The 22383-nt window shown below is 73.9% G+C and carries 24 protein-coding genes, 1 pseudogene and 1 riboswitch; of the genes and pseudogenes, 7 read left to right on the top strand and 18 right to left on the bottom strand.

All coding sequences use genetic code 11. The features are described from left to right. Nucleotides 1-65: 65 nt before the first annotated feature. A complete protein-coding gene (locus QSK03_RS21810) occupies nucleotides 66-665 on the bottom strand; it encodes a TetR/AcrR family transcriptional regulator (RefSeq protein WP_285656603.1) in 600 nt (199 codons plus the stop codon). Nucleotides 666-714: 49 nt separating this feature from the next. Between QSK03_RS21810 and QSK03_RS21805 the strand changes: the two are divergent. Further along, a pseudogene (locus QSK03_RS21805) lies at nucleotides 715-1621 on the top strand (SDR family oxidoreductase). A gap of 75 nt (nucleotides 1622-1696) precedes the next feature. Here the strand turns inward: QSK03_RS21805 and QSK03_RS21800 are convergent. From QSK03_RS21800 to QSK03_RS21790, 3 genes are all read right to left on the bottom strand, one after another. Next, on the bottom strand, nucleotides 1697-2473 hold the full coding sequence (locus QSK03_RS21800) for a maleylpyruvate isomerase family mycothiol-dependent enzyme (RefSeq protein WP_285656602.1): 777 nt from the start codon (nucleotides 2471-2473) through the stop codon (nucleotides 1697-1699). A gap of 68 nt (nucleotides 2474-2541) precedes the next feature. Next, nucleotides 2542-3258, bottom strand: a complete 717-nt coding sequence (locus QSK03_RS21795) for a DUF899 domain-containing protein (protein ID WP_285656601.1) — start codon at nucleotides 3256-3258, stop codon at nucleotides 2542-2544. Between the two features lie 37 nt (nucleotides 3259-3295). Next, nucleotides 3296-4741, bottom strand: a complete 1446-nt coding sequence (locus QSK03_RS21790; protein ID WP_285656598.1) for a DJ-1/PfpI family protein — start codon at nucleotides 4739-4741, stop codon at nucleotides 3296-3298. A 200-nt stretch (nucleotides 4742-4941) separates the two neighbouring features. Here QSK03_RS21790 and QSK03_RS21785 point away from each other — a divergent pair, with 200 nt between their 5' ends. Together QSK03_RS21785 and QSK03_RS21780 are read left to right on the top strand one after the other, a co-directional pair. After that, on the top strand, nucleotides 4942-5937 hold the full coding sequence (locus QSK03_RS21785; RefSeq protein ID WP_285656596.1) for a GlxA family transcriptional regulator: 996 nt from the start codon (nucleotides 4942-4944) through the stop codon (nucleotides 5935-5937). Between the two features lie 112 nt (nucleotides 5938-6049). Then, a complete protein-coding gene (locus QSK03_RS21780) occupies nucleotides 6050-6943 on the top strand; it encodes a CHAD domain-containing protein (RefSeq protein ID WP_285656593.1) in 894 nt (297 codons plus the stop codon). A 10-nt stretch (nucleotides 6944-6953) separates the two neighbouring features. Here the strand turns inward: QSK03_RS21780 and QSK03_RS21775 are convergent, their stop codons facing one another. The 4 genes from QSK03_RS21775 to QSK03_RS21760 form a co-directional block, all read right to left on the bottom strand. Further along, nucleotides 6954-7133, bottom strand: a complete 180-nt coding sequence (locus QSK03_RS21775; protein ID WP_285656590.1) for a hypothetical protein — start codon at nucleotides 7131-7133, stop codon at nucleotides 6954-6956. A 4-nt stretch (nucleotides 7134-7137) separates the two neighbouring features. Then, entirely contained in the window at nucleotides 7138-7737 is a 600-nt protein-coding gene (locus QSK03_RS21770; RefSeq protein ID WP_285656588.1) for a hypothetical protein, read from the bottom strand. A gap of 109 nt (nucleotides 7738-7846) precedes the next feature. Further along, nucleotides 7847-7911: riboswitch (Fluoride riboswitch) on the bottom strand. 431 nt (nucleotides 7912-8342) lie between these two features. Next, complete coding sequence (locus QSK03_RS21765) at nucleotides 8343-8699, bottom strand: hypothetical protein (protein WP_285656586.1); 357 nt, start codon at nucleotides 8697-8699, stop codon at nucleotides 8343-8345. 1 nt (nucleotide 8700) lies between these two features. Next, the gene (locus tag QSK03_RS21760; protein WP_285656584.1) at nucleotides 8701-9201 is read right to left on the bottom strand and encodes a thermonuclease family protein; all 501 of its coding nucleotides are present in this window, start codon (nucleotides 9199-9201) and stop codon (nucleotides 8701-8703) included. Between the two features lie 16 nt (nucleotides 9202-9217). Between QSK03_RS21760 and QSK03_RS21755 the strand changes: the two genes are divergently transcribed. The 3 genes from QSK03_RS21755 to QSK03_RS21745 all read left to right on the top strand — a co-directional run bounded on the left by QSK03_RS21755 (nucleotide 9218) and on the right by QSK03_RS21745 (nucleotide 12154). After that, a complete protein-coding gene (locus QSK03_RS21755; RefSeq protein ID WP_285656582.1) occupies nucleotides 9218-9550 on the top strand; it encodes a hypothetical protein in 333 nt (110 codons plus the stop codon). Continuing rightward, complete coding sequence (locus QSK03_RS21750) at nucleotides 9531-10754, top strand: cytochrome P450 (protein ID WP_285656580.1); 1224 nt, start codon at nucleotides 9531-9533, stop codon at nucleotides 10752-10754. The genes QSK03_RS21755 and QSK03_RS21750 overlap by 20 nt, the downstream gene beginning before the upstream one ends. Before the next feature lie 188 nt (nucleotides 10755-10942). Further along, the gene (locus QSK03_RS21745; RefSeq protein ID WP_285656577.1) at nucleotides 10943-12154 is read left to right on the top strand and encodes a serine hydrolase; all 1212 of its coding nucleotides are present in this window, start codon (nucleotides 10943-10945) and stop codon (nucleotides 12152-12154) included. Nucleotides 12155-12163: 9 nt separating this feature from the next. On the opposite strand, the gene QSK03_RS21740 is transcribed toward QSK03_RS21745, so the two are convergent. Genes QSK03_RS21740 through QSK03_RS21715 form a run of 6 tightly spaced genes read right to left on the bottom strand, consistent with a single transcriptional unit; the run spans nucleotide 12164 to nucleotide 17591 of the window. Continuing rightward, a complete protein-coding gene (locus tag QSK03_RS21740) occupies nucleotides 12164-13228 on the bottom strand; it encodes a DODA-type extradiol aromatic ring-opening family dioxygenase (protein ID WP_285656575.1) in 1065 nt (354 codons plus the stop codon). 14 nt (nucleotides 13229-13242) lie between these two features. Beyond that, complete coding sequence (locus QSK03_RS21735; RefSeq protein WP_285656572.1) at nucleotides 13243-14007, bottom strand: SDR family NAD(P)-dependent oxidoreductase; 765 nt, start codon at nucleotides 14005-14007, stop codon at nucleotides 13243-13245. After that, nucleotides 14004-14504, bottom strand: coding sequence for an aromatic-ring-hydroxylating dioxygenase subunit beta (locus QSK03_RS21730; RefSeq protein ID WP_285656569.1), 501 nt, complete (start codon nucleotides 14502-14504; stop codon nucleotides 14004-14006). Before QSK03_RS21730 ends, QSK03_RS21735 begins: the two co-directional genes overlap by 4 nt. Then, the gene (locus tag QSK03_RS21725) at nucleotides 14501-15775 is read right to left on the bottom strand and encodes an aromatic ring-hydroxylating oxygenase subunit alpha (RefSeq protein ID WP_285656567.1); all 1275 of its coding nucleotides are present in this window, start codon (nucleotides 15773-15775) and stop codon (nucleotides 14501-14503) included. The genes QSK03_RS21730 and QSK03_RS21725 overlap by 4 nt, the downstream gene beginning before the upstream one ends. Then, on the bottom strand, nucleotides 15772-16608 hold the full coding sequence (locus QSK03_RS21720) for an alpha/beta fold hydrolase (RefSeq protein ID WP_285656564.1): 837 nt from the start codon (nucleotides 16606-16608) through the stop codon (nucleotides 15772-15774). Before QSK03_RS21720 ends, QSK03_RS21725 begins: the two co-directional genes overlap by 4 nt. Beyond that, the gene (locus tag QSK03_RS21715) at nucleotides 16605-17591 is read right to left on the bottom strand and encodes an amidohydrolase family protein (RefSeq protein WP_285656561.1); all 987 of its coding nucleotides are present in this window, start codon (nucleotides 17589-17591) and stop codon (nucleotides 16605-16607) included. The genes QSK03_RS21720 and QSK03_RS21715 overlap by 4 nt, the downstream gene beginning before the upstream one ends. 140 nt (nucleotides 17592-17731) lie before the next feature. Here QSK03_RS21715 and QSK03_RS21710 point away from each other — a divergent pair, with 140 nt between their 5' ends. Further along, nucleotides 17732-18442, top strand: coding sequence for a FadR/GntR family transcriptional regulator (locus tag QSK03_RS21710; protein WP_285656558.1), 711 nt, complete (start codon nucleotides 17732-17734; stop codon nucleotides 18440-18442). A 4-nt stretch (nucleotides 18443-18446) separates the two neighbouring features. Here QSK03_RS21710 and QSK03_RS21705 read toward each other — a convergent pair whose 3' ends face one another. Genes QSK03_RS21705 through QSK03_RS21690 form a run of 4 tightly spaced genes read right to left on the bottom strand, consistent with a single transcriptional unit; the run spans nucleotide 18447 to nucleotide 22382 of the window. Next, nucleotides 18447-20108: an AMP-binding protein gene (locus QSK03_RS21705; RefSeq protein ID WP_285656555.1), complete on the bottom strand. Its 1662-nt coding sequence runs from the start codon at nucleotides 20106-20108 to the stop codon at nucleotides 18447-18449. A 17-nt stretch (nucleotides 20109-20125) separates the two neighbouring features. Beyond that, complete coding sequence (locus tag QSK03_RS21700) at nucleotides 20126-20752, bottom strand: TetR/AcrR family transcriptional regulator (RefSeq protein ID WP_285656553.1); 627 nt, start codon at nucleotides 20750-20752, stop codon at nucleotides 20126-20128. Then, nucleotides 20749-21504 carry an SDR family NAD(P)-dependent oxidoreductase gene (locus QSK03_RS21695; protein ID WP_285656550.1) on the bottom strand — a complete coding sequence of 252 codons (756 nt, stop codon included), beginning with the start codon at nucleotides 21502-21504 and terminating at the stop codon, nucleotides 20749-20751. The genes QSK03_RS21700 and QSK03_RS21695 overlap by 4 nt, the downstream gene beginning before the upstream one ends. Further along, on the bottom strand, nucleotides 21501-22382 hold the full coding sequence (locus QSK03_RS21690; RefSeq protein WP_285656548.1) for an acyl-CoA dehydratase activase: 882 nt from the start codon (nucleotides 22380-22382) through the stop codon (nucleotides 21501-21503). The genes QSK03_RS21695 and QSK03_RS21690 overlap by 4 nt, the downstream gene beginning before the upstream one ends. Between the last annotated feature and the right edge of the window lies 1 nt (nucleotide 22383).

Raw genomic sequence — 22383 nt, 5'->3', positions numbered from 1 at the left:
CGTCGACCCCGGTCGCCCGCGCGTCGGGCCGCACCGACACGTCCACCGTGTGCGGGCCACGGCCGTCACGCGGGGGCGCCGGTTCCGTCGTCGGCGCGTGACGCGCACACGAGCATCGCGATCAGGGCGTCCAGGCTGCGGGTGAGGTAGTCGGGCAACGAGCTCGACGCGTCGAACGCCCACCACGTGAGCGCCCCTTGCCAGTGCGAGGCCAGCACGTGCCCGATCCCCGACGGCGCGCCGCGGGTGGAGGCGAAGCACTCGTCGAGAGCGTCGGTGAGGGCACGTTCCCAGGCGCTGCCGCGGGCGCGGAGCGATGGATCGCCGAGGTCCTCGTGCAGGACGAGCAGCCCGCCGCGGTAGGTCGCCACGTCGTCGCCGTACTGGCGGGAGAGTCCGATCAGGAGCTCGACGGCCCCCTCGGGAGTCTTCGGCACGGCCGCGGCGAGCTCGGCGGTCGACGCGTCGAGCCGGTCCCAGGCGTGCCATAGCGCGCGGTGGGTCAGCGTGGCCTTCGTCCCGAAGCGCTGGACGAGGGTGGCCGCCGAGAGCCCGCACCGCTCCCCCACCGCCGCCAACGTGAGGCGTTCGACCCCGCCGGCGTGCACGAGCTCGAGCGCGGCGTCGAGGATCTGTTCGTCGGTCCGGGTCTTGGGTCGGGGCATGCCACTAAAGTAACCTACTGTTCGTTTATATATAGGGGGAGTGGCACCCATGTCGCTGACGGACACGGTCGCCCTCGTCGCCCGGGCGACCCGAGGAGGGGGGCGAGGGATCGCGGTCGAGCTCGGGGCTGCGGGTGCCACGGTCTACGTCACCGGGCGCAGCACTCGTGGGCGCCGCTCGGAGTACGACCGCGCCGAGACGATCGAGGAGACCGCGGAGCTCGTCGAGCGAGCCGGCGGTGTGGGCATCGCCGTCCCGGTCGACCACCTCGTCCACGACGAGGTCCGCGCTCTCGTCGAGCGGATCGACCGCGACCAGGGGCGCCTCGACGTGCTGGTCAACGACATCTGGGGCGGCGAGAAGCTCGTCGGGTGGAACCAGTCCGTGTGGGAGCACGACCTCGACGACGGCATGCGGATGCTGCACCTCGCAGTGGACACCCACCTCGCCACCGCCCACTTCGCCCTGCCGCTGCTGATCCGGCGCCCCGGCGGGCTCCTCGTCGAGGTCACCGACGGCACCGCGGAGTACAACGCCACGAACTACCGCATCTCGCCCTTCTACGACCTCGCCAAGGTCGCCGTGAACCGCATGGCGTGGGCGCACGCGCAGCCTGGCGAAACACGAGGCGACCGCGGTGTCGGTGACACCGGGCTGGATGCGCTCGGAGATCATGCTCGACCTGTTCGGCGTCGGCGAGGAGAACTGGCGCGACGCGCTCGCTCGCGAACCGCACTTCGCCATCTCCGAGACCCCCCGCTTCGTCGGGCGTGCCGTCGCCGCCCTGGCGTCCGACCCCGACCGTGCGCGGTGGAACGGCCGGTCGCTCTCCAGTGGTGGGCTCGCCGCCGTGTACGGGTTCACCGATCTCGACGGCTCGCGCCCCGACGCCTGGCGCTACATCACCGAGGTGCAGGACCCGGGCAAGCCCGCCGACACCACCGGGTACCGGTGAGCCCACGCCCCGTCCGCGACGGCAGGCGGGTGCCGGCGACGCCGGGCCCGGGGCGCGAGGTCGCCCCGGCGCAGGTCAGCCGGTGACCCAGTCCATGTGCCCGAGCCAGTGGTCGAGCAGTGCTCGATCCCCCCGCACCTCCACGGTGGTGGCCGCCCGTAGCGGACGACGCCTGCTCAGCACGAGCAGCAGTGCCGCGGCCGGGCCGCGCACCTCGACGTCCGCGGGAGCGTGCGCGCGTGCCAGCACGACCGCGTCCGGTTCCCGGCGGGCCAGCCATTCCCCCGGCGCGTCGGTGGCGTGGAAGTGCAGGGTCTGGCCGTGGCCGCGCATCGCCTCGGCGAAGTCCGGCCTGTTCTCCCAGTAGCCGCGGGACGTCAACGTGTCCAGCCAGTCCTCGACGGCGGCGACGGCGGGCTCCGGCGCCAGGTCGTACGGCAGGCCGAGCGTCGCGGCGGCGTCCGCGCGGTGCACGGAGATCTCGCCGAACAGCCGACGTGACCAGAACGGCACGCCGGCCGAACCCCCGGACGGATCCCACACCGGCGCGTCGTCGGGCACCGCGGCGAACGCCCGCGCCGCCTCGGCGGCGCCGTCGGTCAGCCAGGCGCGCCACCGGGTCGCCTCGGTCGGACCCGGGACGAGGCGGGCGAAGGCCCGGCTCGGCTCGGTCATCCGCTCGCCCACGAGCATGGCCACCATGCGCTGGACCCCGCCGACGTGGTCGACGAGATCGGTCAGCGTCCAGTCCGGACAGGTCGGTACCGGCGCGGACCCGTCCTGGCCGTCCACCCACGCGGCGAGCGTGCTCGTCTGCTCGACGACGGCGTCGACGTAGGCGACCGTGTCCATCGTCGGCACCTCCGGGTGCTCTCGGGCGTGACCGGCTGGGTCGTCCCTCCCCATCATGCCCACGGTCCCTACCGGCTCCGCGCGCGCTCGACCTGGGCGAGGCCCGCAGGCGACGGGCCGGTCTCGGCGTAGGCGTCGTGCCAGTTCCACCACTCGTAGGCGGGGCTCTGCGGGTAGCCCTCGGGCGAGTCCTCCCACTCCTCCTGCCGCCCGAGGGCCGTGATGTCGAGGTAGCTCCAGACGCTGCCCAGGGCCTCGTCGCCGCGGCCGTCGACGAAGTAGGTGCGGTACACGGTCGCGCCGTCGCGGATGAAGGCGTTCGTGCCGTGCCACTGGTCGACACCGAAGTCGACGTCGAAGTCGTCGAGCAGGGTGTACCAGGGCATCGACCACCCCATCCGGGCCTTCAACCGCTCGATGTCGGGCTGCGGTGCCCGGGAGACGTAGGCGAAGCTCGTGTCGCGGGCGTTGAGGTGGGTGAGGTCGCCGACCTGATCGGCCATCATCGAGCACCCGACACATGCGTGGTCGGGCCAGCCGAGCACGTCGGGGTCGAAGAAGGCCCGGTAGACGATGAGCTGGCGCCGGCCCTCGAACAGGTCGATCAGCCCGACCCGTCCCCGGGGTCCCTCGAAGGCGTAGCCCTGGTCCACCCGGAGCCACGGCATCCGCCGGCGCTCGGCGGCGAGGGCGTCGCGGGCCCGGGTCAGCTCCTTCTCCTTGACCAGCAGCTCCTGGTGGGCGGCGTCCCACTCCGGTCGCGGCAGGACGGGCGGTGTGTCCACATCTGTCTCCTGTTCCCACGGGGTCGCGGTCCGCCGGTCATCCGGCGACCGAGGACTCGTTCGCGGCACCCGACCGGGCCGCGGGGTCGCCATCCGGAGGGGGCTCGTCGGAGTGGGCGCGGGGGCGCCGGCAAGCGAGGAGCGACACCCCGACCGCTGCGGCGGCCCCGCTCAGCCCGAGGCCGAGGACCGCGAGCGTGGGTCCCCACGGCCACGCCGGGCCCTCGAGGCGCAGGTCCTCGGGCGGGTACTCGAGGATGACCGCGGCCCACCGCGCGGTGGCCCGGTCCATCGACCGCGACATCACCCGCAACGCCTCGTCGAAGGCGAACCCGCCCGGCGCACCACCGAGGCGCTCCACCGGGGTGCCCTCCCATGCCGCGGCGGTCCCGGCCGCGCTGATCAGGGGACCGCCGGCGCTCGCCGGGACCAGGAGACGGTCGACGTCCGCCACGGCAGGCAGGCCGGCGCGCGGGACGAACGTCAGGCCGTGCCTGGACCGGATCGCGTGATCGCCGAGCGCGAGCGTGCGGGCGGCCTTGACCTCGGCATACGGAGCGAAGGCGGCCGCCAGGTCGAGCTCGCCGACGCCGTCGGTGAGCACGACCCCGAAGGTGGTCGACCCCGACCGGAAGCCGAGATCGAGCACGTGGGTGCCCGCCCGCTCGAGGTTCAGGCCGGAGGGCGGCAGCGCCGACGGCGATCCCGGCGCGTAGTGCGACCAGCCGGCGCGTCGCGCGGCCTCCGCCGCGGCCGGCGAGCCCAGGAGTCGCTCGACGACGCGGAGGGTCCCGTCGACCGACGACAGCAGGCCGCCGGTGGTGACGACGTCGCCGTCGTCGACGTAGCGGATCCCGCGCTGCCACGCCACCTGCGGATGGTCGTCGGCGAGCCCCGCGAGCCGGTACCAGTGCGACGTCGCAGGGCGCCCGTCGATCAGGCCGGCCTCGGCCACGAGCCGGGCACCGGTGCAGACGCCGAGCACCAGGCCCCGGCTCGCCCGGTCCCGGAGCCACACGGTGACCGGCGCGTCGTCGGCGTCGGTCGCGGGATCGATGTCGGGCATCTCGGGGACGACGGTCACGGCCGGCGCGGCGCCGCCGAGCCGCGCCTCGAGCTCGGCGAAGCCGAGGTCGGGGACGAGGTCGAGCCCGCCGAGCAGCGGGACCGGTCGCCGGTCGGGTGCGACGGTGTAGACGTTGAACGCGCCGGTGCCCGCCAGGATGTCGTAGGGCACCAGGGTGTCGGCGACGTTGGCCCCGTGGTCGCTCACGAGGACGACCGCGGTGGGCTTGGCCGGGTCGTGGGGTCGGGGTGGGACGGACGCGACGGCGGCCTGCGCGGCCGGGCCGGGCGCCGCGTAGCGGTACGCGGCGAAGCGCGCGGCGTTGACCGCGAGCACGAGGCCGGGGACGGCGAGGACGGCGAGCAGTCCGGCGAGGCCGAGCACGACCGGGTGGGTCCGGCGTCGTCGCGATGTCATCGGTGCTCTCCCGTCGTGGTCCGCGGTCGACACCCGGACGCCGGACGTCGCCGCGTCTCGGGGCAGGCCGAAGGGTGCGCGGACCGCGGCGGCTGCGGGAGGCCCTCCGCCCCGCCCCGTCCGTTCTGCTGGGATCCCTGTCCCCGGCACCGAGCCCGCGAGGATCGTCCGGTGGGCCTGCGGCGCCCTACGGTGGCGACGTGGACGAACGACTGGTGCTCGTCGTCGGGTTCGCCGGCGTCGAGCTCATCGACGTGGCCTGCGTGACCAGCGCCTTCGACCACGCCAACCGGCAGGGCGCGCGCCCGCCGTACCGTCTCGTCCTCGCGACGCCGGACGGCGGACCGGTCGCGTGCGACTCCGGGCTGGCGCTGTCGGCGCAGGAGCGCCTGGACGCGGTGACGGGTCCGGTGGACACGCTCGTGGTGTCCGGGGGGCTGGGACACGAGGTCGCCGCCGCCGACGCGCGGCTGGTCGGGCAGGTCCGACGCCTGGCCGCCCCCGCACGGCGGGTCGCCTCGGTGTGCACCGGGGCGAGCGTCCTGGCCGCGGCCGGCCTCCTCGACCGGCGTCGCGCCACCACCCACTGGCACTACGCCGACGGCATCGCCGCCCGGTTCCCGCGCGTGCTCCTCGATCCGGAGCCGGTCTACGTCCGCGACGGCCCGGTCTCGACCTCCGGGGGTGTCACCGCCGCGCTGGACCTGACGCTCGCCCTGGTCGAGGAGGACCACGGCGCGGAGCTGACCCGTCGCGTCGCGCTGGGCCTGCTGGCCTACCTGCACCGCGCCGGGGACCAGGCGCAGCGCAGCATCTTCACCGACGTCCCCCGGGGGGACGCGGCGTCGGTCCGTCGCGTCACCGACCACGTCTTCGGCCATCTCGCCGACGACCTCGAGGTCACGAGCCTGGCTGCGCTGGTCAACGTCAGCCCACGACACCTCAGCCGGCTCTTCGTCGCCCAGACCGGCCGCACGCCGGCGCGGTACGTGCGCGACGCGCGCCTGGAAGCGGCCCACCAGCTCGTCCGCGCCTCGGACTGCTCGCTCGGATCCGTTGCCCGTCGCTGCGGCTTCGGCTCGGCCGAGACGCTGCGCCAGGCGTTCGTCGTCCGCTTCGGCGTCACGCCGTCCCAGCTGCGGGACTCCCTCGACACGGCGGTCACCGCACCCGCCGGCCAGGACCGACCGGGGTGAGGCGGACGCCCCGGCGCGGTGGATCGCGACGGATCGCCCACGCCGCTCGGGCTGCTCGGCCGTGTCCGGATCGAGGCCACCGCGGCGGGTTCGTCGGTGGTAGGACGATCTCGTGGACACGCAGGCCGACGCCGGTGCCGTCGTGCTCGACATCGTGGGCGCGCGGGTGCGGACGCTGCGCGGGACGGTCGAGCCGGTGCGGGCCGATGAGGCCGACGCCGTCCACCAGTTCCGCGTGAGCGCCCGGACCCTGCGCACCGTGCTGGCCACCTACCGCCCGGTGCTGCGGCGGGAGGCGACCGATCCGCTCCGGGACGAGCTGCGGTGGGTCGCCGGTGTGGCGGGCGCTGCCCGCGACGCCGAGGTCGCCGAGGACGAGCTCGGCCACCTGCTCGCGGCCGTGCCCGAGGAGCTCGTCCTGGGCCCCGTCGACCAGCGGGTCCACGCGGTGCTGCGGCAGCGCTACCGCCGCGCCCACCGCGAGCTGGTCACCGTCCTCGACGGCGCCCGCTTCGCCGAGCTGATCGCCGGGCTCGAGGGTCTGCTCGTCGACGCGCCGCTCACCGACCGCGCCACGGCGGACGCCGCCACCGTCCTCACCCGCTGCGTACGCCGCGACGACCGACGCGTGCGCGCCGCCGTGGCGGCCGCGGAGCGCGCGAGCACGGAGCACGAGCGCGCCGAGCGGCTGCACGAGGTCCGCAAGACGGCCAAGCGCCTGCGCTACGCCGCGGAGTCGGTCGAGCCGATGCACGGCCGCGACGCCAAGCGCGTGGCGAGCAGGGCCAAGACCGTGCAGACCTGTCTGGGCGACCACCAGGACACCGTGGTCCTCCGCGAGGTGCTGCTCGAGCTCGTCGACCTTGCCCACGAGGCGGGCGAACCGAGCTTCACCTACGGGCTCATGTACGCCGAGGCGGCCCGCCGCGGTGTCGAGGCGTCCGCCCGCGCCGAGATCGCGCTCGCCGAGCTCACCGACGACACCCGCTCGTCGTGGCCGGGCTGACCCTCCGGCGTCACTCCGTCGGCGTGTCCCCGCGCTCGGCCCGGTCGGGCTCCTCGGAGCGGGCCGCCCGCACGCGGACGACGCCGCTCTCGAGGTCGAGCCCGACGAAGCGGGCACGCTCCCCGTTGTCGTCCGACTCCTCGACGCCCTCGAGCTTCGGGGAGCGGAAGATGCCGCCGAACGCCGTCATGGCCTCAGTGTAGGACGGCGACCGAACGCTCGGCGTCGATCAGGACGACCCCGACAGCAGGCAGGCGGAGGTGCCGCCGCGCCCGGGTCACGCTCCTGGCCAGGGCCACCGCGAGCAGCCTGTCGCGGTCCTCGCGGTCGAGGTCGCCGACGGACTCGCACGCCGCCTCGAAGGCACGGTTGCGGTCGGTCGCGCCCAGCGACCGCCGCCCGGAGACGCGGTGGCCGAGGTGCTCGTCGGCGCGGTCGTGGAGGTCGCGCAGCCAGGGGTCGCGCGGCGCCCCCACCAGGCCCAGGGTGGCGAGCTCGCCATAGACCACGGCGCGCACCACCCCCCGCGCGTGGGGGCCGTGCACCCGCGTGCCGACGAGCGCCGGGGCGACGCCGGTCAGCCGGGCGCGGACGGCGTCGCCGACCTGGTCGTTGACGCGCCGGGCCAGCCAGCCCAGCAGCGGGTGCGTGCACCGGGGACGGTCGCCGAACCGCCGCCCGGACAGCACGGAGACGTACTCCATGAGGCAGCTGCCGTCGGCGGGGTCGCGGTGCTTCCCGCGGGCGAGCAACGGGACGCCCGAGGGCGTGGGGTCGTGCGTCGGTGTGGTCATCGTCGGTCTTCCTTCTCCTGGGAGGGGCGGGCACGTGGGAACGGCCCGACAGGAGGTGACCGGGAGCGACGCGAGAGAGGTGGGCGCATGCGGCCTCCTGAACGGTCGGAACCGAACAGGGACCGTCAGCAGGAAGACCTGCGGTTGAAGGCGAGCCCCATCGCCTGTCAGGACAAGGTAGACCCCTCCGGCCGCCATGCACCAGCCCGCGGCCGGAGAGCCGGACCCGGGGCCGTCAGGAGAGATCCCGCAGGTCGGCGCTCTGTCGCGCGGTGACGTCCCCCAGGAACAAGCATGTAGTGAAGACGACGACGTTACCGAGCGGCGGCGAACGGATGCGCAGAGCGATCAGAACAGTTCTCGGTCTCGCCGATGCCGACCTCTCCGTTCCGATCTTTCGGGAGCTTGCCGCCCCTGGCGCCTCTGCGCCTCCTCGGCGACCCGCTGATGCTGATGGCCACGATGCGGCCGATCGGGGTGGTCGTGGGCGCACGGGCACCAGTGGCAGAGGTGCCACGAAGGACAAGCGCCCGGGTGGTCAGGGGGACCGCCGTCGTGGGCGCTCCTGCTGTAGCGACCGATCGTCGTCATCGTCGTCATCGCCGTCACGCCGGGAGCTGCGCGAGGGTCTGCTCGATCTCGTGGCGGTGGTAGGCGCGCGGCGTGATCGCCCAGCCGGTGCGGTGGTCACGGTGCCCCGAGGCCATGCCGCACCACCCGCACCCGCCCGCGGCGTCCAGGACCGCCCGCGACTCGATCTCGTGCCGGCGCGCGACGACCGCCTCCGCGTCGCGCCGGGCACGGCGCTGGGCGGCACGGTCGTACGCGAACCAGATGCCGAACGGGATCGCGAGGATCGCCGCGGTGATCAGGACCCACTTGACGATGAGGATCACGACACCGAGCAGGAGCAGCCCGCCGACCGCCACCGCCGCGGGACTCCCCTGGGACCGCCGGGCCATCTCAGCACCACCACTTGCGCGCGCAGTAGCCGCCGGTCAGCGCGCCGTCGGGGAGGCCGCTGTCGCCGTCGCCGAGGTCCACGTCGACGTCGACGTCCCCACCGCTCCCGCTCTCCGTGGCGGGCGGGGTCCCCGAGCAGTCGCGCTCTCCGTAGTCGGCAGCGCGCAGCTGCGACAGGTACGCCGGGGTGGCGTCGTCGCGGCCCTGGTACACGCCGACCGTGGGGTGGACGACCATGAGCTCGCCCAGGTCGGTCGAGCCCGTGGTCTCGACGCGACGCAGCAGGCGCCCGGAGCTGTCGCGGTCGCGCGCACCGTCCGCGATCAGCCGGACCTGACCGTCCGCGAGGAAGCCCTCCAGCTGGTCCTTGGCCTCGCGCCCGCCGCGGGTGCTCATCTCGCAGGCGTCGATGCCGAGGAGCCGCACGCGCCGGCCGCCGGAGACCTCGAGGGTGTCGCCGTCGATCACGTCGGTGACCGTGACGGTCTCGCCCTCCGCCACCGGAGCGGTCGTGGTGGTGGGTGACGACGACGTCGTCGTGCTCGTCGGCGCGGGAGTCGAGGTCGACGTGACCACCGGTGCCCGCGACGACGCCGCGGTGGGCGTCGGCGAGGCGGTGCTGATGTCCGTGGCCGCGACCACGATGAACACCCCCGCCGCAATCCCCAGCCAGACCTTGTACGCCTGCCGCACCGGACTCCTCCCCGACGAGATCTCCACGCGTTGTGACACCTCGTCGCAGATGTCCGCGTCGGCGTTACGGAGGGCATCGACGGGAGGACATCGAGTCGCTACCGTTTCGAATATTAATTCAAAAGAGGAGGCCGACGATGCCCGCCACGAGCGATGACCTGACCGCCGTCGACCCGATGGACCGGTCCCTGCACGAGCAGGGCCCGCCGCACGAGCTGTTCGCCCGCCTGCGGGGCGGGTGCCCGGTGCACCCCGGGACCGGGCCGGACGGGCACCGATTCTGGTCGGTCACCCGCGACGAGGACGTCACGGCGGTGAGCAAGGACCCGGCGACGTTCTCCAACCACCGCGGCGGCATCTTCCTGCACCCCGACCAGGTCGCGCCGCTGGACTTCCTGCGTCAGGTGCTGCTGTTCAAGGACCCGCCCGAGCACCGGAACTACCGCCGCATCCTCGCGTCGGTGTTCACCCCGAAGGCGATCGCCGCCATGGAGGACACGGTCCGCGCGGTGGTCACCGACGTGATCGACGGCGTCGTCGAGCGGGGCCGCGCCGACCTGGCCCGCGACATCGCCGTGCCCGTCCCGCTGCGGGTGCTCGCGGGGCTGCTGGGCATCCCCGACGACGACGTCGACCAGCTCGACGACTGGACCCACCAGATCGAGCGTGCCCAGCAGTCCGACGAGCCGGCCGGGGCGACGGCGGTGTTCGGCGAGATGGTCGGCTACCTCCACCAGCAGATCGAGCGGCAGATGGCCGCCGGCGGCGACACCCTCGTCACCCGCCTGAGCGGCGCGGAGGTCGACGGGCAGCGCCTGGCCCCCGAGGAGATCCTCACCTTCTTCGGCCTGCTGGTGTTCGCCGGCAACGACACCACCCGCAACACCATCGCGACCGGCACCCTCGCCCTGCTCGCCCACGACCAGTGGTCCACGCTGCGCGACCGGCCCGAGATCGTCCCGCAGGCCGTCGAGGAGATCCTGCGCTGGACGTCGGTGGTGAAGTACTTCGCCCGCACCGCCACCTGCGACACCGAGATCGAGGGGCAGCCGATCGCCGAGGGCGAGAAGGTCGTCACCTGGTTCTCGTCGGCCTCGCGGGACGGCGACCTCAACGAGGACCCGGACCGCTTCGACGTCACCCGGGAGAAGCCCCAGCACCGTGCCTTCGGCGGCGGCGGGCCCCACGCGTGCCTCGGCAACCAGCTCGCCCGGCTCGAGCTCCGCGTCCTGTTCGAGGAGCTGCCCCGGCGCCTGCCCGACCTCGCGCTCGACGGCGACCCCGTGTACCTGGACTCGAACTGGGCCCACGCCCTGACGTCGCTGCCGGTCCGGTTCTCCCCCGGTCCCCGCACGGCGTGAGAGCACGTCCGTCGCCCGGCGAGCCGTCGGCACCGACCGCCGGTCGCTGTCACCACATCAGTCACATGAGTCACTCTTGACTCACGCGTCACAGGCCGCCAGCGTGCGGGGACGTGGGTGCCCACCGGCACCTCGGGGGGTCGTCGGCACCGGCGGGCCGGTGTCAGGCAGGAGGCGGTGGGGCGATCGTGGGGACGGACACGCTGGACGGGGGGCTGACGGCGACGCTGTTCGGCGACGAGCCGGACCTGCACGACGACGGGGACGGCTGGGGCGGCCCCGAGGCGGTGACCGTCCTGCCGCGGAAGAAGATCCGTCGTCGGCCCGCGCGCCGGCCCGTCCGCCGGCCCGTCCGAGGCGGCCCCGAGCTCGCGCGGACCACCGCGCCGTCGCCGATGGACCGGCCGACGGTCCCGCGGACGCTGGTCCCCGCCGAGCTCCTGACCGTCCCGCGGGCCACACCCGCGCCGGTCGTCCCGACGGCGCCGAAGCCCCGGCGGCGCGGGCGACGCCGGGCGGTCCTGCTCACGCTCGTGCTCGGTGCTGTTGTGGCGACGGCGACCGGCGAGCTGCACCCCTGGTCGACCCCGGCCCCGATCCCGACCCCGCCGCCCGCGGCCCTGCCCGTCCCGGTGACGGTCGCGCCGCCGGCCGCGGCCCGACCGGCCGATCCGGCCGAGGTCGCACGCGAGGCGACCGCGCGGATCGACGCCCTGGTGCCGGCGCGCGCCGTCGGGCACGTCTCGGTCGCCGCCGTCGACACCGTGACCGGCCGAACGTTCGGCTACGCCCCCGACAACCCGGTCCCGACCGCCAGCGTCGTCAAGCTCGACGTGCTCGAGACCCTGCTGCTCCAGCACCAGGAGTCCGGCGAACCGATCCCCGCCGCGACCATGGACCTGGCCACGCGGATGATGCAGCAGAGCGACAACGAGGCCGCCTCGGCCCTGTGGGAGGGCGTCGGCGGCGTGCCCGCCATCGACGCCGTCAACCAGCGCCTCGGCCTGCGCGACACCCACCTCGTCGACCACTGGGGCAGCACGACGACGCCGGCCTCCGACCAGCTCGCGCTGCTCGCGGCGCTGACCGGACCCTCGCCGCTCGACGCGGACTCCCGCGCGCTCGCGCACGACCTCATGACGCACGTCGTCGACGACCAGCGCTGGGGCGTCAGCGCCGCCGCCGACCCCGGGACGACCACGGCCCTGAAGAACGGGTGGATGTCGGTCGACAGCGACGACGGCCGGTGGGTCACCGGGTCGGTCGGCATCGTGACCGTCGCCGGCCACCCGGTCGTCCTGGCCGCGATGGTCGGGCAGCAGGCCAGCGAGGCGGACGGGATCGACCTCGTGGAGGCCCTGTCCCGGGCCGCCGCCGACGCGGTGGCGGTCCGGCCCTGACCCCTGCGGTCACGCGTCGAAGATCGCGAAGACCTTGTTCGAGTTGAAGACGTCGGTCTCGACCATCTCCGACCACCGCAGGTCGAGGCCGAGCTCGTCCATCGCGCCGACCAGGCAGAACCAGTTCAGCATCTCGTGCTGCCCGTCGCGGACGATCTCGGCGCCGGTGGTGCGCCGCCACCGCTCGCGGTCGCCGGCGACGAAGGCCGCGTAGAGCTCGCGGTCCGAGGCGGTGTCGGGGCGCAGATGCCAGTCCTTGTCGTTGAGGAAGGCGTGCGACCAGCTCGACGAGGCGACGAACGCGACGCGCTTGCCCCAGCCGCGCATCGCCCGGGCGACGGCGGCGCCGAGCTCCATGCACCGCGCCGGCGTGGGCCCGACGGGGTCGAGCTCCTCGGTCGCGATGTCGGCGAACCGCGCGAGCCCGCCCCGGCGGGCGATCGCGTGCTGGCCGTAGCAGTTCACCGTGATCGGGATGATCGGGTACGGGAACTGCGTGCCCGCGTGGTCGTAGTCGAGGAAGAGCTGGGTGTTGGCGATGGCGTGCGGGAAGTGGGCGCCCTCGCGCTTGCGGTACGAGTACGCCATGTCGATCCCGTCGGCGATCAGCTCGTTCGTCAGCCGCCGGCACCACTGCTTGTTGCCGTGGAGCGTGAACGTCATGTCGTCGGGGCGGCCCCAGGCGTTCGGGTTGCCGTAGGAGTTCATCAGCGAGAACGGGTGCACGTCGATGTCGTCGTAGGCGAGCACGCAGAACGGGGGGACGACCTCCTCGCGGAAGTTCTCGTACTGGTCGTCGCCCCACACGACGAGCACGTCGGGGGCGAACGCGTCGAGCCGTTCACGGCACCGGGCCAGACCTTCGACGAGGGCCTGGCGGTGGCCGGGCGCGGTGGCGCGGCCCTCGTCGTCGCCCCACTCCCGGCGCATCAGGTCCGGCCAGTGCGCCGGGTCCTTCTCCGCGGCCGGGATGTCGGGATCCGTGAGCGTGCCGCGCAGCAGCACCGCCATCATGTCGTCGCGCCCGCCGAGCAGCGGGTAGTGCGTCAGGCCGAGGCCCAGCAGGTCGCTCATCGGGTCCTCCCTCGCTAGCTCATGCTGCTGCCGCCGTTGACCGACAGCGTCTGTCCGGTGACGAACCGGGAGTCCTCGCGCGCCAGGTAGGCCACCGCGGCGGCGATCTCGTCGACCTCGGCGGGCCGGCCCTGCGGGATCAGCCGCACCGCGTCGTCGACGACGGTCCGCAGACGCTCGGGCAGGCGGCCGGCGGCGAACGCCGCGTCGAGGGCGTCGGTGCGGGTGTAGGACGGCGCGACGGTGTTGACGGTGATGCCGTCGCCGGCGAACTCGCGGGCCAGGCCGGTGGCCAGCGCGTGCACCCCGCCCTTCGCGGCGTTGTAGACCGCGTGGTCGGTGAGGCCGTTGCGCACCGACTCGGCGCCGATGTTCACGATCCGCCCGTAGCCGCGGGCCCGCATCGCGGGCAGGAACGCGAGGCAGCAGCGCAGGGTGGTCCACAGATTGTTGTCGATCGTGGCCTGCAGGGTCTCCTCGGTGTGCTCGAGGGTCGGGCGGATGACGCCTCCCCCGGCGTTGTTCACCAGCACGTCCACCGCGCCGAACGCCTCGACGGCCTGGTCGCGCAGCCGGTCGGCGACGCCCGGCGCGGCGAGGTCGCCGGCGACGCCGATCGCCGGTGTCGTGAGCCCGGCGACGGCCGCGTCCACCTCCTCCTTGCCGAGCCCGGCCACGACGACCGCGGCGCCGTCCGCGGCGAGACGGCGGGTGATCGCGTGACCGATCCCGGTGGCGCCCCCGGTCACCACCGCCACCCGTCCCGCGAGCGCGCTCACAGGATGATCGCCACGTCGTTGGCCGGGCGCAGCGAGGACATGTCGAGCTCGACGCGCTTGCTGCGGATCCGGAGCTCGCCCGCCACGGCGACGAGCCGGTAGGTGTAGCCGCCGACCCAGGTCGACTCCTTGCCGTTGCGCGAGCGCCACACGATGAACGACGCCCGGACCGGGATCTCGCCGTCGACGGGCTCGCCCACACGCACGTTCGTGACCAGGTGGCGGCATGCGGAGTGGGGGTACTCGCGGTGGGCCTTCCGGCTGTTGAGCCGGTCGACCCGCAGGCGCATCCGCAGGCGGTCGTCGTCGACGAGCACCAGGTCGGTGGTCGGGTCGCCGTCCGGGGCGTCGGTTGCCGGGATGACGTAGTGCGCGTCCTCGGTGTAGAGCGTCAGCCAGGTGTCGAGGTCCCACGCGTCGAGCAGCTCGGCCTCTTCGAACAGCAGGTCCTCGACCTCGGCGCGGGTCGGCCTGCGCACCTCCGCCGGGGCGCTCACGGCTGGTCCATGTCGTGGCGCCAGCGCCGCCAGAACGCGCGCATCTGCGCCTCGTCGTTGGCCTGGGGCTCGCGGGCCATGCCGCGCGAGATGTCGTTCCACTCGACGCCGCCGCTGGTGAAGCCCTGCTGGCAGGACTCGAGGGCCTCGATGTCGTCGGGGGTCGCGAACCCGCCCGGGCCGAGGAAGGTCAGGAAGCTGTCGAGGCGGCGCTGCCGGACGTCCGGCTGCTCCTCGCGCGGGGCCATCTCCCAGGCCGTGATCTCCATGTGGCCGGGCGCGGTCGGCATGAAGGTGCGGACGGTCAGCGCCATGATGTCGTTCACGACGAGGTTCGGGTAGATCAGCATGTTGCGGTTGAGGTCGGCCATCCGGTGCGCGCGCTCCTCGCCGAACCGCTCGACCAGCCCGGCCCGCAGCCCGTCGATCGACGGCTTCGCGTCGTCCCCGAACAGCGGCTCCCACTTCGCGACCGGGCGCCCCCACGGCGCCTCGTACTCGAGCACGGCGTGCCCGTTGCCGAGGTCGTGCGCGGTGCCCTTCACCCCGACGGAGAGGTCCGTGCCGAGGGCCACCAGGTACTTGAAGTACGTGTCGTGGGTGGAGACCGCGTGGTAGCCGTCGATCGAGTTCTCGACCAGCAGCTTCCAGTTGGCGTCCATCCCGTAGTGGTTGGTGCCTCGGACGATCTCCATGTCGGCCGGGGCGGCGTCGATGATCAGGTCGAGGTAGTCCTTCGCGCCGGCGAGGTACTCGACGAGCCCGACGACGTCCGGGTCGAAGCAGCAGAAGACGAACCCGCGGTAGCTCTCCACCCGGGCCACCGACTTCAGCCCGAGCCGTTCCCAGTCCAGCGTCCCGCCGTAGGCCTCACGGTCGGGAACGCCGGCGAGCTTGCCCTCCGAGTCGAAGGTCCAGGCGTGGTAGAAGCACTGGAAGACCTTCGCGTTGCCCTGGTCCTGCCGGCACACGACGGCGCCGCGGTGGGTGCAGGAGTTGTGGAAGACGTTGACGTCGCCGCTCTTCACCCCGCGCACCATGAACAGGGGCCGGCCGCCGACGCGCCGCCGCACGTAGTCGCCGGGTTGCGCGATCTCCGACTCGTGGCCCACGTAGAGCCAGTTGTGGTCGAAGATCTTCGCGTGCTCCTCCGAGAGGATCGCCGGGGAGACCATCGAGTCGCGGTGCACCCGGAAGCTCTCGGTCTCCTCCACGACCAGCCGGGATCCGGTGCCGGCGAGGTCGGTGGGTCGGTCGTTCAGCAGGGTCACGACGCCCTCCCGAGGAAGTCGGCGACGGTGGTGTTGAACTCGTCGGCGCGCTCGATCTGGGTCCAGTGCCCGCAGCGGGCGAACACGCGCAGGTCGGCGTCGGGCAGCAGGTTGACCATCGTCCAGGACACGTCGGCCGGCACGACCCGGTCCTCGCGGCCGTGGACCAGCAGCGAGGGGACGGCGGTGGCGCGGACCTGCTCCTCGGTGATCCCGAGGTTGCCGCCGTCGTGCCGGGGATCGTGGAACATCGCGGTGTAGGCCTCGTGCACGCCGGGCGCGGCGCTGGCCTCGTAGCGGATCCGCACGAGGTCGTCGGTGATGAGGTCCGGGTCCACCGCGAAGTAGGTCCTCAGCAGGTCGCGCATGTTCCCGGGCGACGGCGTGTAGGCCCGCAGCGCCCTCAGACCCTCGGTGACCGTCATGCCGACCCCCGGCGAGCCCATGAGCACCATGCGGGCGACGCGCCCGGGACGCTCGTGCGCCATCTCGAGAGCGATGCGCCCGCCGAGGGAGTTGCCGACGATCGAGAAGCGCTCGAGGCCGAGGGTGTCCGCGACGTCCCAGACGTGGTCGGTCCAGCTCCGCAGCGAGTAGCGCACGTCGTCGGGCCGCTCGGTGCTGCCGAAGCCCACGATGTCGGGCGCGACGACCCGGAACCGCTCGGCGAGCACCGGGAGGTTGAGCCGCCAGTTCGCCCAGCCCGAGACCCCGGGGCCCGACCCGTGCAGGAACAGGACGGGGTCACCGGTGCCCGCGTCGTGGTAGTGGGTCCGCACGCCGCGGACGTCAGCGTCCCGCCCGTCGGCGAGAGCAGGGGTGGTGGCTGTCATCGGGTCTCCGTGAGGGACGGGGTCAGCAGGGTGCGCGGGTTGTCGACGCCGATCGCCGGGCGCCGCGCGTCGGTGAGGACGGCACCGGGGGGCTGCTCGCGCGCGGCGAAGGGGTAGTCGGTGCCCAGCACGACGTGGTCGGCGCCGAACCGCGCGACGGCGAGCTCCAGGCTCGCGGGGTCGTAGGTCAGCGAGTCGCACCAGAGGTCGCGCGCGCGGTCGAGCGCGGTGGCGGGAGCGCCGGCGAGGGTCTGGCCGTGGGCGACGCGCGGCAGGATCGACGGCAGCGCACCCCCGCCGTGGGCGAGGCAGAGCCGCACGCCCGGGCGGTCGGCGAGCGTGCCCGCGGTGAGCAGCGACGCCGCGGCGGTCGCGGTCTCGCACGGCATGCCGACGCCGAAGGCGAGCCCGGCGCGCGCGAGACGCGGGTCGAGCACCTCGTCGACGGGGTGGACGAACACCACCGCACCGAGCTCGTCGGCGGCGTCGAAGAACGGCGCGAGCTGCGGGTCGGCGAGCTCGAGGGCCCCGACCCGCCCCCCGATCTCGACGCCGGCGAAACCCAGGTCGAGCACGCAGCGGCGCAGCTCGCCGACGGCGGCGTCGACGTCCTGCAGCGGGACGGCGCCGAGCGCCCGGAAGCGGTCCGGCGCCTCGGCGACCAGTGCGGCGAAGAACGCGTTCTGGGCGCGGGCCTGCTCGAGCGCCCCGGCCGCGGGCGCGGTGTGGTCGAGCGTGACGGGGACCGGCGAGACGACCTGGACCGCGACGCCCTCGGCGTCCATGTCCCGCAGCCGCGCCGACGGCGACCAGCAGCGCGCGTCGATCATCCGGTACCGCCGGTCGCCGACGTGGACGGCGGCGGTGTGCTCGTCCTCGCGCGCCACCCACGCCCAGTCGTGCCCCTCGCGCGCCGCCGGCGGCGCCAGGTCGGGCGCGATCGCGTGGGTGTGCACGTCGACGAGGCCGGCGACGGTCTCCATGCCTGGCCTCCTCGCCGCGCTGCGCTGTGACCGGGACAACGTACGAAACCTTCATGAAGATTGGCAAGAGATGGCCCGTCACACGACCAAGCGCGGCGTGAGACGCGCTAATGTGCGTGCATGTTGTCCAGGAAGCGGCCATGAGCGAGCCGGAGGTCCGCCGCGGGCGCTCCCGCGCGGAGGCCGTGGCGGAGGCCGTGCAGGAGGACATCGCCGCACGGGGCGCCGCCACCGGCGACCGCCTCGGCCTGCGCACCGAGCTCATCGAGCGCCACGGCGTCAGCCCTTCGGTGATGAACGAGGCGCTGGGCCTGCTGCGCGACCGCGGTCTGGTGACGGTGCGCCCGGGACCCTCGGGCGGGGTCTTCGTCGCCGCGCAGCCGGCCCAGGTCCGCCTCGGCGCCATCGACCTGTGGTTCTCGGCCGCGGTCCCGGACCCGCGCGAGCTCTTCGCGGCCCGCACGTTCTTCGACGACGCCTTCGCCGCGGTGGCCGTCGACCGCGCCGGGCCCAACGACGTCCGCGCCCTGGAGTCGGCCGTCCACGACATGCGGACCCACGCGGGGGACGCCGCCGCCTACATGCGGGCCACGGTCGCCTTCCACGCCGCGGTCGCCCACGCGACCAGCCTCACCGTCGCCGTCGGGCTCTACGAGACCGTGCTCGCGCTGCTGCGCGCCGGGATCGTGCGCGCCACGTTCGTCGAGCCCCGCGACGAGATGGTCGCCCACGCCCTGGCGATCCACGAGGGCATGACCGCGGCGATCCGCGACCGCGACGCCGAGGCGATGACCAAGCTGCTCGCCCTGCACGCCGGCGACCTCGAGCGGGTCCAGGACGGTCACGGCTAGCCCGTCAGGCGATGACGGTCTGGTCCGCCGCGCCGGGCGCCGTGGTGGGCCGGACCTCGTCGAACGTCAGCAGCCCCTTGACGACCTCCTCCCGCAGCAGGAACTTCTGGATCTTCCCGCTCGGGGTCATCGGCAGCTCGTCGCGGAACGCCCAGAACACCGGCGCCTTGTGCGGCGCGAGGGTGCGGCGCAGGAAGGCGGTCAGCTCGTCGACCGAGGGCCGCTCGTGGCCGGCACGGACCCGCAGGACGGTGCCCACCTGCTCGCCCCAGGTGTCGTCCGGGACGCCGATGACGGCGGCGGTCTCGATCGCCGGGTGGTCGGTGAGGACACCCTCGATCTCGGCGGGGTACAGGTTCATGCCACCGCGGACGATCATGTCCTTGATCCGGCCGGTGACCCGCAGGTAGCCGCGCTCGTCCATGTCCCCGACGTCGCCCATGTGCAGCCACCCGTCGGCGTCGACCGTCGCCGCGGTCTCCTCGGGCCGGTCGTAGTAGCCGAGCATGTTCTGGTAGCCGCGGCAGCAGATCTCGCCCTGCTCCCCCACCGGCACGGGCTCGCCGGTCACGATGTCGCGGATCGTGACCTCGAGCCGTGGCAGCGGCTGGCCGACCGTGCCCGCCTGGTCCTCGGGCTCGTCGGTGACCCGCGTCTGGCTGATGACGCCGTGGGTCTCGGTCTGCCCGAACAGGATGCTGAACCCGCAGCCCAGCTGCTCGACGGTGCGGCGCACGAGGGCGGCGGGCACGGCCGCCGCCCCGGACAGGACGGTCTGCACGCTGGAGAGGTCGCGGTGCGCGCGGTCCGGGTGGTCGAGGATCGTGATCAGCATCGTGGGGACGAGCAGGGCGTGCGTCCCCCGGTAGGTCTCGAACGCCTCGAGGACGAGCCCGGGATCGAAGCCGGGGAGGATGACGAAGGTCCCCCGCTTCGCCCACGCGCCGAACGACGTCACGGCGCCGCCGCCGATGTGGAACATCGGCATGGCGTTGACGTAGACCCCGCCGTCGCCGAACGCGGCCCGTTCGGCCACGAACGTCGCCTCGTTGACCAGGCCCTTGTGGTGCAGCATCGCGCCCTTGGGGAAGCCGGTGGTGCCCGAGGTGTACTGGAGCTGGAGCAGGTCGGTGGGGGCGAGCTCCGGCAGCACGGTGGCCGGGTCGCCGGAGTCGAGGAACGCGTCCCACGCCGCGAACGAGAACACCTCGCGCAGCGCGGGGAGGTCGGGCCGCAGCTCGTCGACGAGCGCGCGCATGCCGAAGTCGCGGTAGGAGTCGACGCAGAACAGGCCGACCGTGCCCGACTGGCGCAGGACGAACGCGAGCTCGCGGGCGCGGTAGGCCGGGTTGAGCGCCACCACGACCATGCCGGCCATCGCGGCGCCCTGCTGCAGCACGATCCAGTCGGCGCTGTTCGGCGCCCAGATCCCGATCCGGTCGCCGGACGCGAACCGCGCCAGCAGGGCCCGCGCCGCGCGCTCGATGTCGGTGAGGAACTCGGCGTAGGTCCACTGCCGGCGTGCCGCGGGGTCGGCCACGCAGTCGACGAGCGCCACCCGGTCCGGGACGGTCGCGGCTGCGTGCCGGATAGTCTCGCAGACGGTGACGTCCCTGATCTCGTTGCCCTCGCCCGCCTCCGCGGGCCAGTAGGACTCGGTGCGCATGAGGGCGGACCCCTTCGTCAGCTCGGGTGGCTCGGGTGGCTCGGGTGCGCGGCCATGCCGCGGTAGATGACCGTCGTGATGCCGTCGGTGGTGCGGTCGGTCGAGAACTCGCCCTCGCCGCGCAGGTAGGCCCAGGCCTGGTGCTCGATGCCGCCGAAGACCATGTCGCGCAGGAGGTCGATCCCCACGTCGTCGCGCAGGTCGCCGCGGGCCACGGCGTCGCGCAGCACCTGGCTGACGATCCCCGTGAAGCGCCGGTTGGACCGGAAGATGCTGGTGGCCCGGAACTCGGGGTCGGGACGCAGCTCGTTGAGGATGTAGCGGGTGAGTGTCGGCTCCCGGCGCACGACCTCGACGGCGTAGCGCACGACGTAGCGCAGCTGCTCCTCGGTGCCGTCGTGGACGACGACGCCGGGGTCGAGGGCGTCGAGGATCTCGTCGAACCACTGCTGGGCGACGCGCACGAGCAGGGCGTGCCGCGTCGGGAAGTAGCGGTAGACCGTGGCCTCCGAAACTCCGCAGCGCCGGGCCACCTCGGCCGGGAGGAAGCGTTCGTAGCCGACCTCGCCCAGCAGCTCGCGGGCGGCCGAGACCAGCTCGGCGGTCCGCTCGTCCGGCCGCAGCCGGGTCCCCGTGCGCGTCATGCGACCGAGATCCCCCCGTTGACGCTGATCACCTGGCCGGTGATCAGCGCGGCGTCCGGACCGGCCAGGAACGCGACCAGACCCGCCAGGTCGTCCGGCCCGGTCGGGCCGAGGTGCGCCTGCGCGCGCGCCTTCTCGAACAGCTTCTTCGAGAAGCCGTCGCTCATCACCCGCTCGCCGGTCGCGGTGCCCTCGATGAGAGACGGCGTCACGGCGTTGACGCGGATCCCCTGGCGCTTGGCCTCGACGGCGAGCGTGCGGGTGAACGTGACGATGGCGGCCATCGCCGCGCCGATCACGGTCTCGCCCGGGGTCGGCACCTTGGCGGCGTCGGAGGCGACGTTGACGATCGAGCCGCCGCCCCGCGCGACCAGGGCGGGCAGCAGCGCGCGGCACATGTGCATCGGCCCCAGCGCCTGGCCGGTGAGCGTGCCGGCCACGTCCTCGATGGGCATGTCGCGCAGCAGCGCCGGCACGTACGTCGCCGTCGTCGAGTTCACCAGCACGTCGACGCCGCCGAGGAGCTCGGCCGCAGCCGTCGCGGCTGCGGTCGCCTGCGCGGGGTCGTTCGCGTCGCCGGCCACGTAGTGCACCTCGGCGCCCGCCGCGGCGGCGCGGACCGCGGTCAGCGCCTTCGCCCCCCGCTCGGCGTCGCGCCCGACCAGCACGAGCGCGTCGCCCGCCGCCGCGAAACGCTGGCTGCACGCCAGGCCGACCCCGGAGGTGCCGCCGACGATGACGACGGCGCTCACGGCACCCGTCCCGGCATCGCCGCGGCCACCTCGCACGTCGCGCACGAGCGCGCAGGCTCCCGGGCGTCGGCGATGGTCTCCCCCGCCCCGCGCGCGCCGCGCCCCGCGCCGTCCCGGGCCAGCAGCGCGGCCCCGTAGGCGCCGGTGATCTGCGGCGAGGACGGCACGGTGATCTCCTCGTGCAGCGCCTCGGCGAGGAAGTGCACCGCCGCGGTGTTGCGCGCGACGCCGCCGGTCATGACGACCGGCGCGCGCCGCCCGACCTGGGCGACGAGCCCGACCGTCCGGGTGGCGACGGCGCGGTGCACCGAGGCCGCGATGTCCTCGCGGTCCTCCCCCTGGGCCAGCAGCGAGATGAGCTCGGTCTCGGCGAAGGTCGCGCACATGCTCGAGACCTCCAGCTCCTTCCGCCCGGCCAGGGCGAGGCCCGCCAGCTCGTCGAGGTCGCACTCGACGGCCCGGGCGAGGACCTCGAAGAACCGGCCGGTGCCGCTCGCGCAGCGGTCGTTCATCGCGAAGTTCTCGACGATGCCATCGCCGTCGACCGCGATGGCCTTGCTGTCCTGGCCGCCGATGTCCACGACGAGCCGCACGCCCGGGCACATCGCCGCCGCGCCGCGTGCATGGCAGGTGATCTCGGTGAAGGAGCGGTCGACGCCCGGGACGAGGCGGCGGCCGTAGCCGGTGGCGACGGCCGCGGCGACCTCGTCGCGGGGGATCCCCGCCGCGCCCAGGGCCGTCTCCATCGCCTGCGCGCACCCCGCCCGGCTGACCGCGCCCATCTGCACGACCTCGGCGGCCCGCATCTCCCCCGCGGCGTCCAGGATCACGACCTTGGCCGTGGTGGAGCCGAGGTCGACGCCCAGGAAGTGGGTCACG

It is taken from the genome of Actinomycetospora sp. NBRC 106375 (genome assembly GCF_030269665.1).
Taxonomy (GTDB): Bacteria; Actinomycetota; Actinomycetes; order Mycobacteriales; family Pseudonocardiaceae; genus Actinomycetospora.
The sequence above is the reverse complement of the archived record's forward strand: the minus strand, read 5'-3'. Positions and strand labels throughout refer to the sequence as shown.

Excerpts from the sequence above, each read along its gene's own strand:
- QSK03_RS21810 (WP_285656603.1), bottom strand. The coding sequence starts at position 665 with ATGCCCCGACCCAAGACCCGGACCGACGAACAGATCCTCGACGCCGCG.
- QSK03_RS21800 (WP_285656602.1), bottom strand. The coding sequence starts at position 2,473 with ATGGACACGGTCGCCTACGTCGACGCCGTCGTCGAGCAGACGAGCACG.
- QSK03_RS21790 (WP_285656598.1), bottom strand. The coding sequence starts at position 4,741 with ATGACATCGCGACGACGCCGGACCCACCCGGTCGTGCTCGGCCTCGCC.
- QSK03_RS21775 (WP_285656590.1), bottom strand. The coding sequence starts at position 7,133 with ATGACGGCGTTCGGCGGCATCTTCCGCTCCCCGAAGCTCGAGGGCGTC.
- QSK03_RS21770 (WP_285656588.1), bottom strand. The coding sequence starts at position 7,737 with ATGACCACACCGACGCACGACCCCACGCCCTCGGGCGTCCCGTTGCTC.
- QSK03_RS21765 (WP_285656586.1), bottom strand. The coding sequence starts at position 8,699 with ATGGCCCGGCGGTCCCAGGGGAGTCCCGCGGCGGTGGCGGTCGGCGGG.
- QSK03_RS21750 (WP_285656580.1), top strand. The coding sequence starts at position 9,531 with ATGCCCGCCACGAGCGATGACCTGACCGCCGTCGACCCGATGGACCGG.
- QSK03_RS21740 (WP_285656575.1), bottom strand. The coding sequence starts at position 13,228 with ATGAGCGACCTGCTGGGCCTCGGCCTGACGCACTACCCGCTGCTCGGC.
- QSK03_RS21720 (WP_285656564.1), bottom strand. The coding sequence starts at position 16,608 with ATGACAGCCACCACCCCTGCTCTCGCCGACGGGCGGGACGCTGACGTC.
- QSK03_RS21715 (WP_285656561.1), bottom strand. The coding sequence starts at position 17,591 with ATGGAGACCGTCGCCGGCCTCGTCGACGTGCACACCCACGCGATCGCG.
- QSK03_RS21710 (WP_285656558.1), top strand. The coding sequence starts at position 17,732 with ATGAGCGAGCCGGAGGTCCGCCGCGGGCGCTCCCGCGCGGAGGCCGTG.
- QSK03_RS21705 (WP_285656555.1), bottom strand. The coding sequence starts at position 20,108 with ATGCGCACCGAGTCCTACTGGCCCGCGGAGGCGGGCGAGGGCAACGAG.
- QSK03_RS21700 (WP_285656553.1), bottom strand. The coding sequence starts at position 20,752 with ATGACGCGCACGGGGACCCGGCTGCGGCCGGACGAGCGGACCGCCGAG.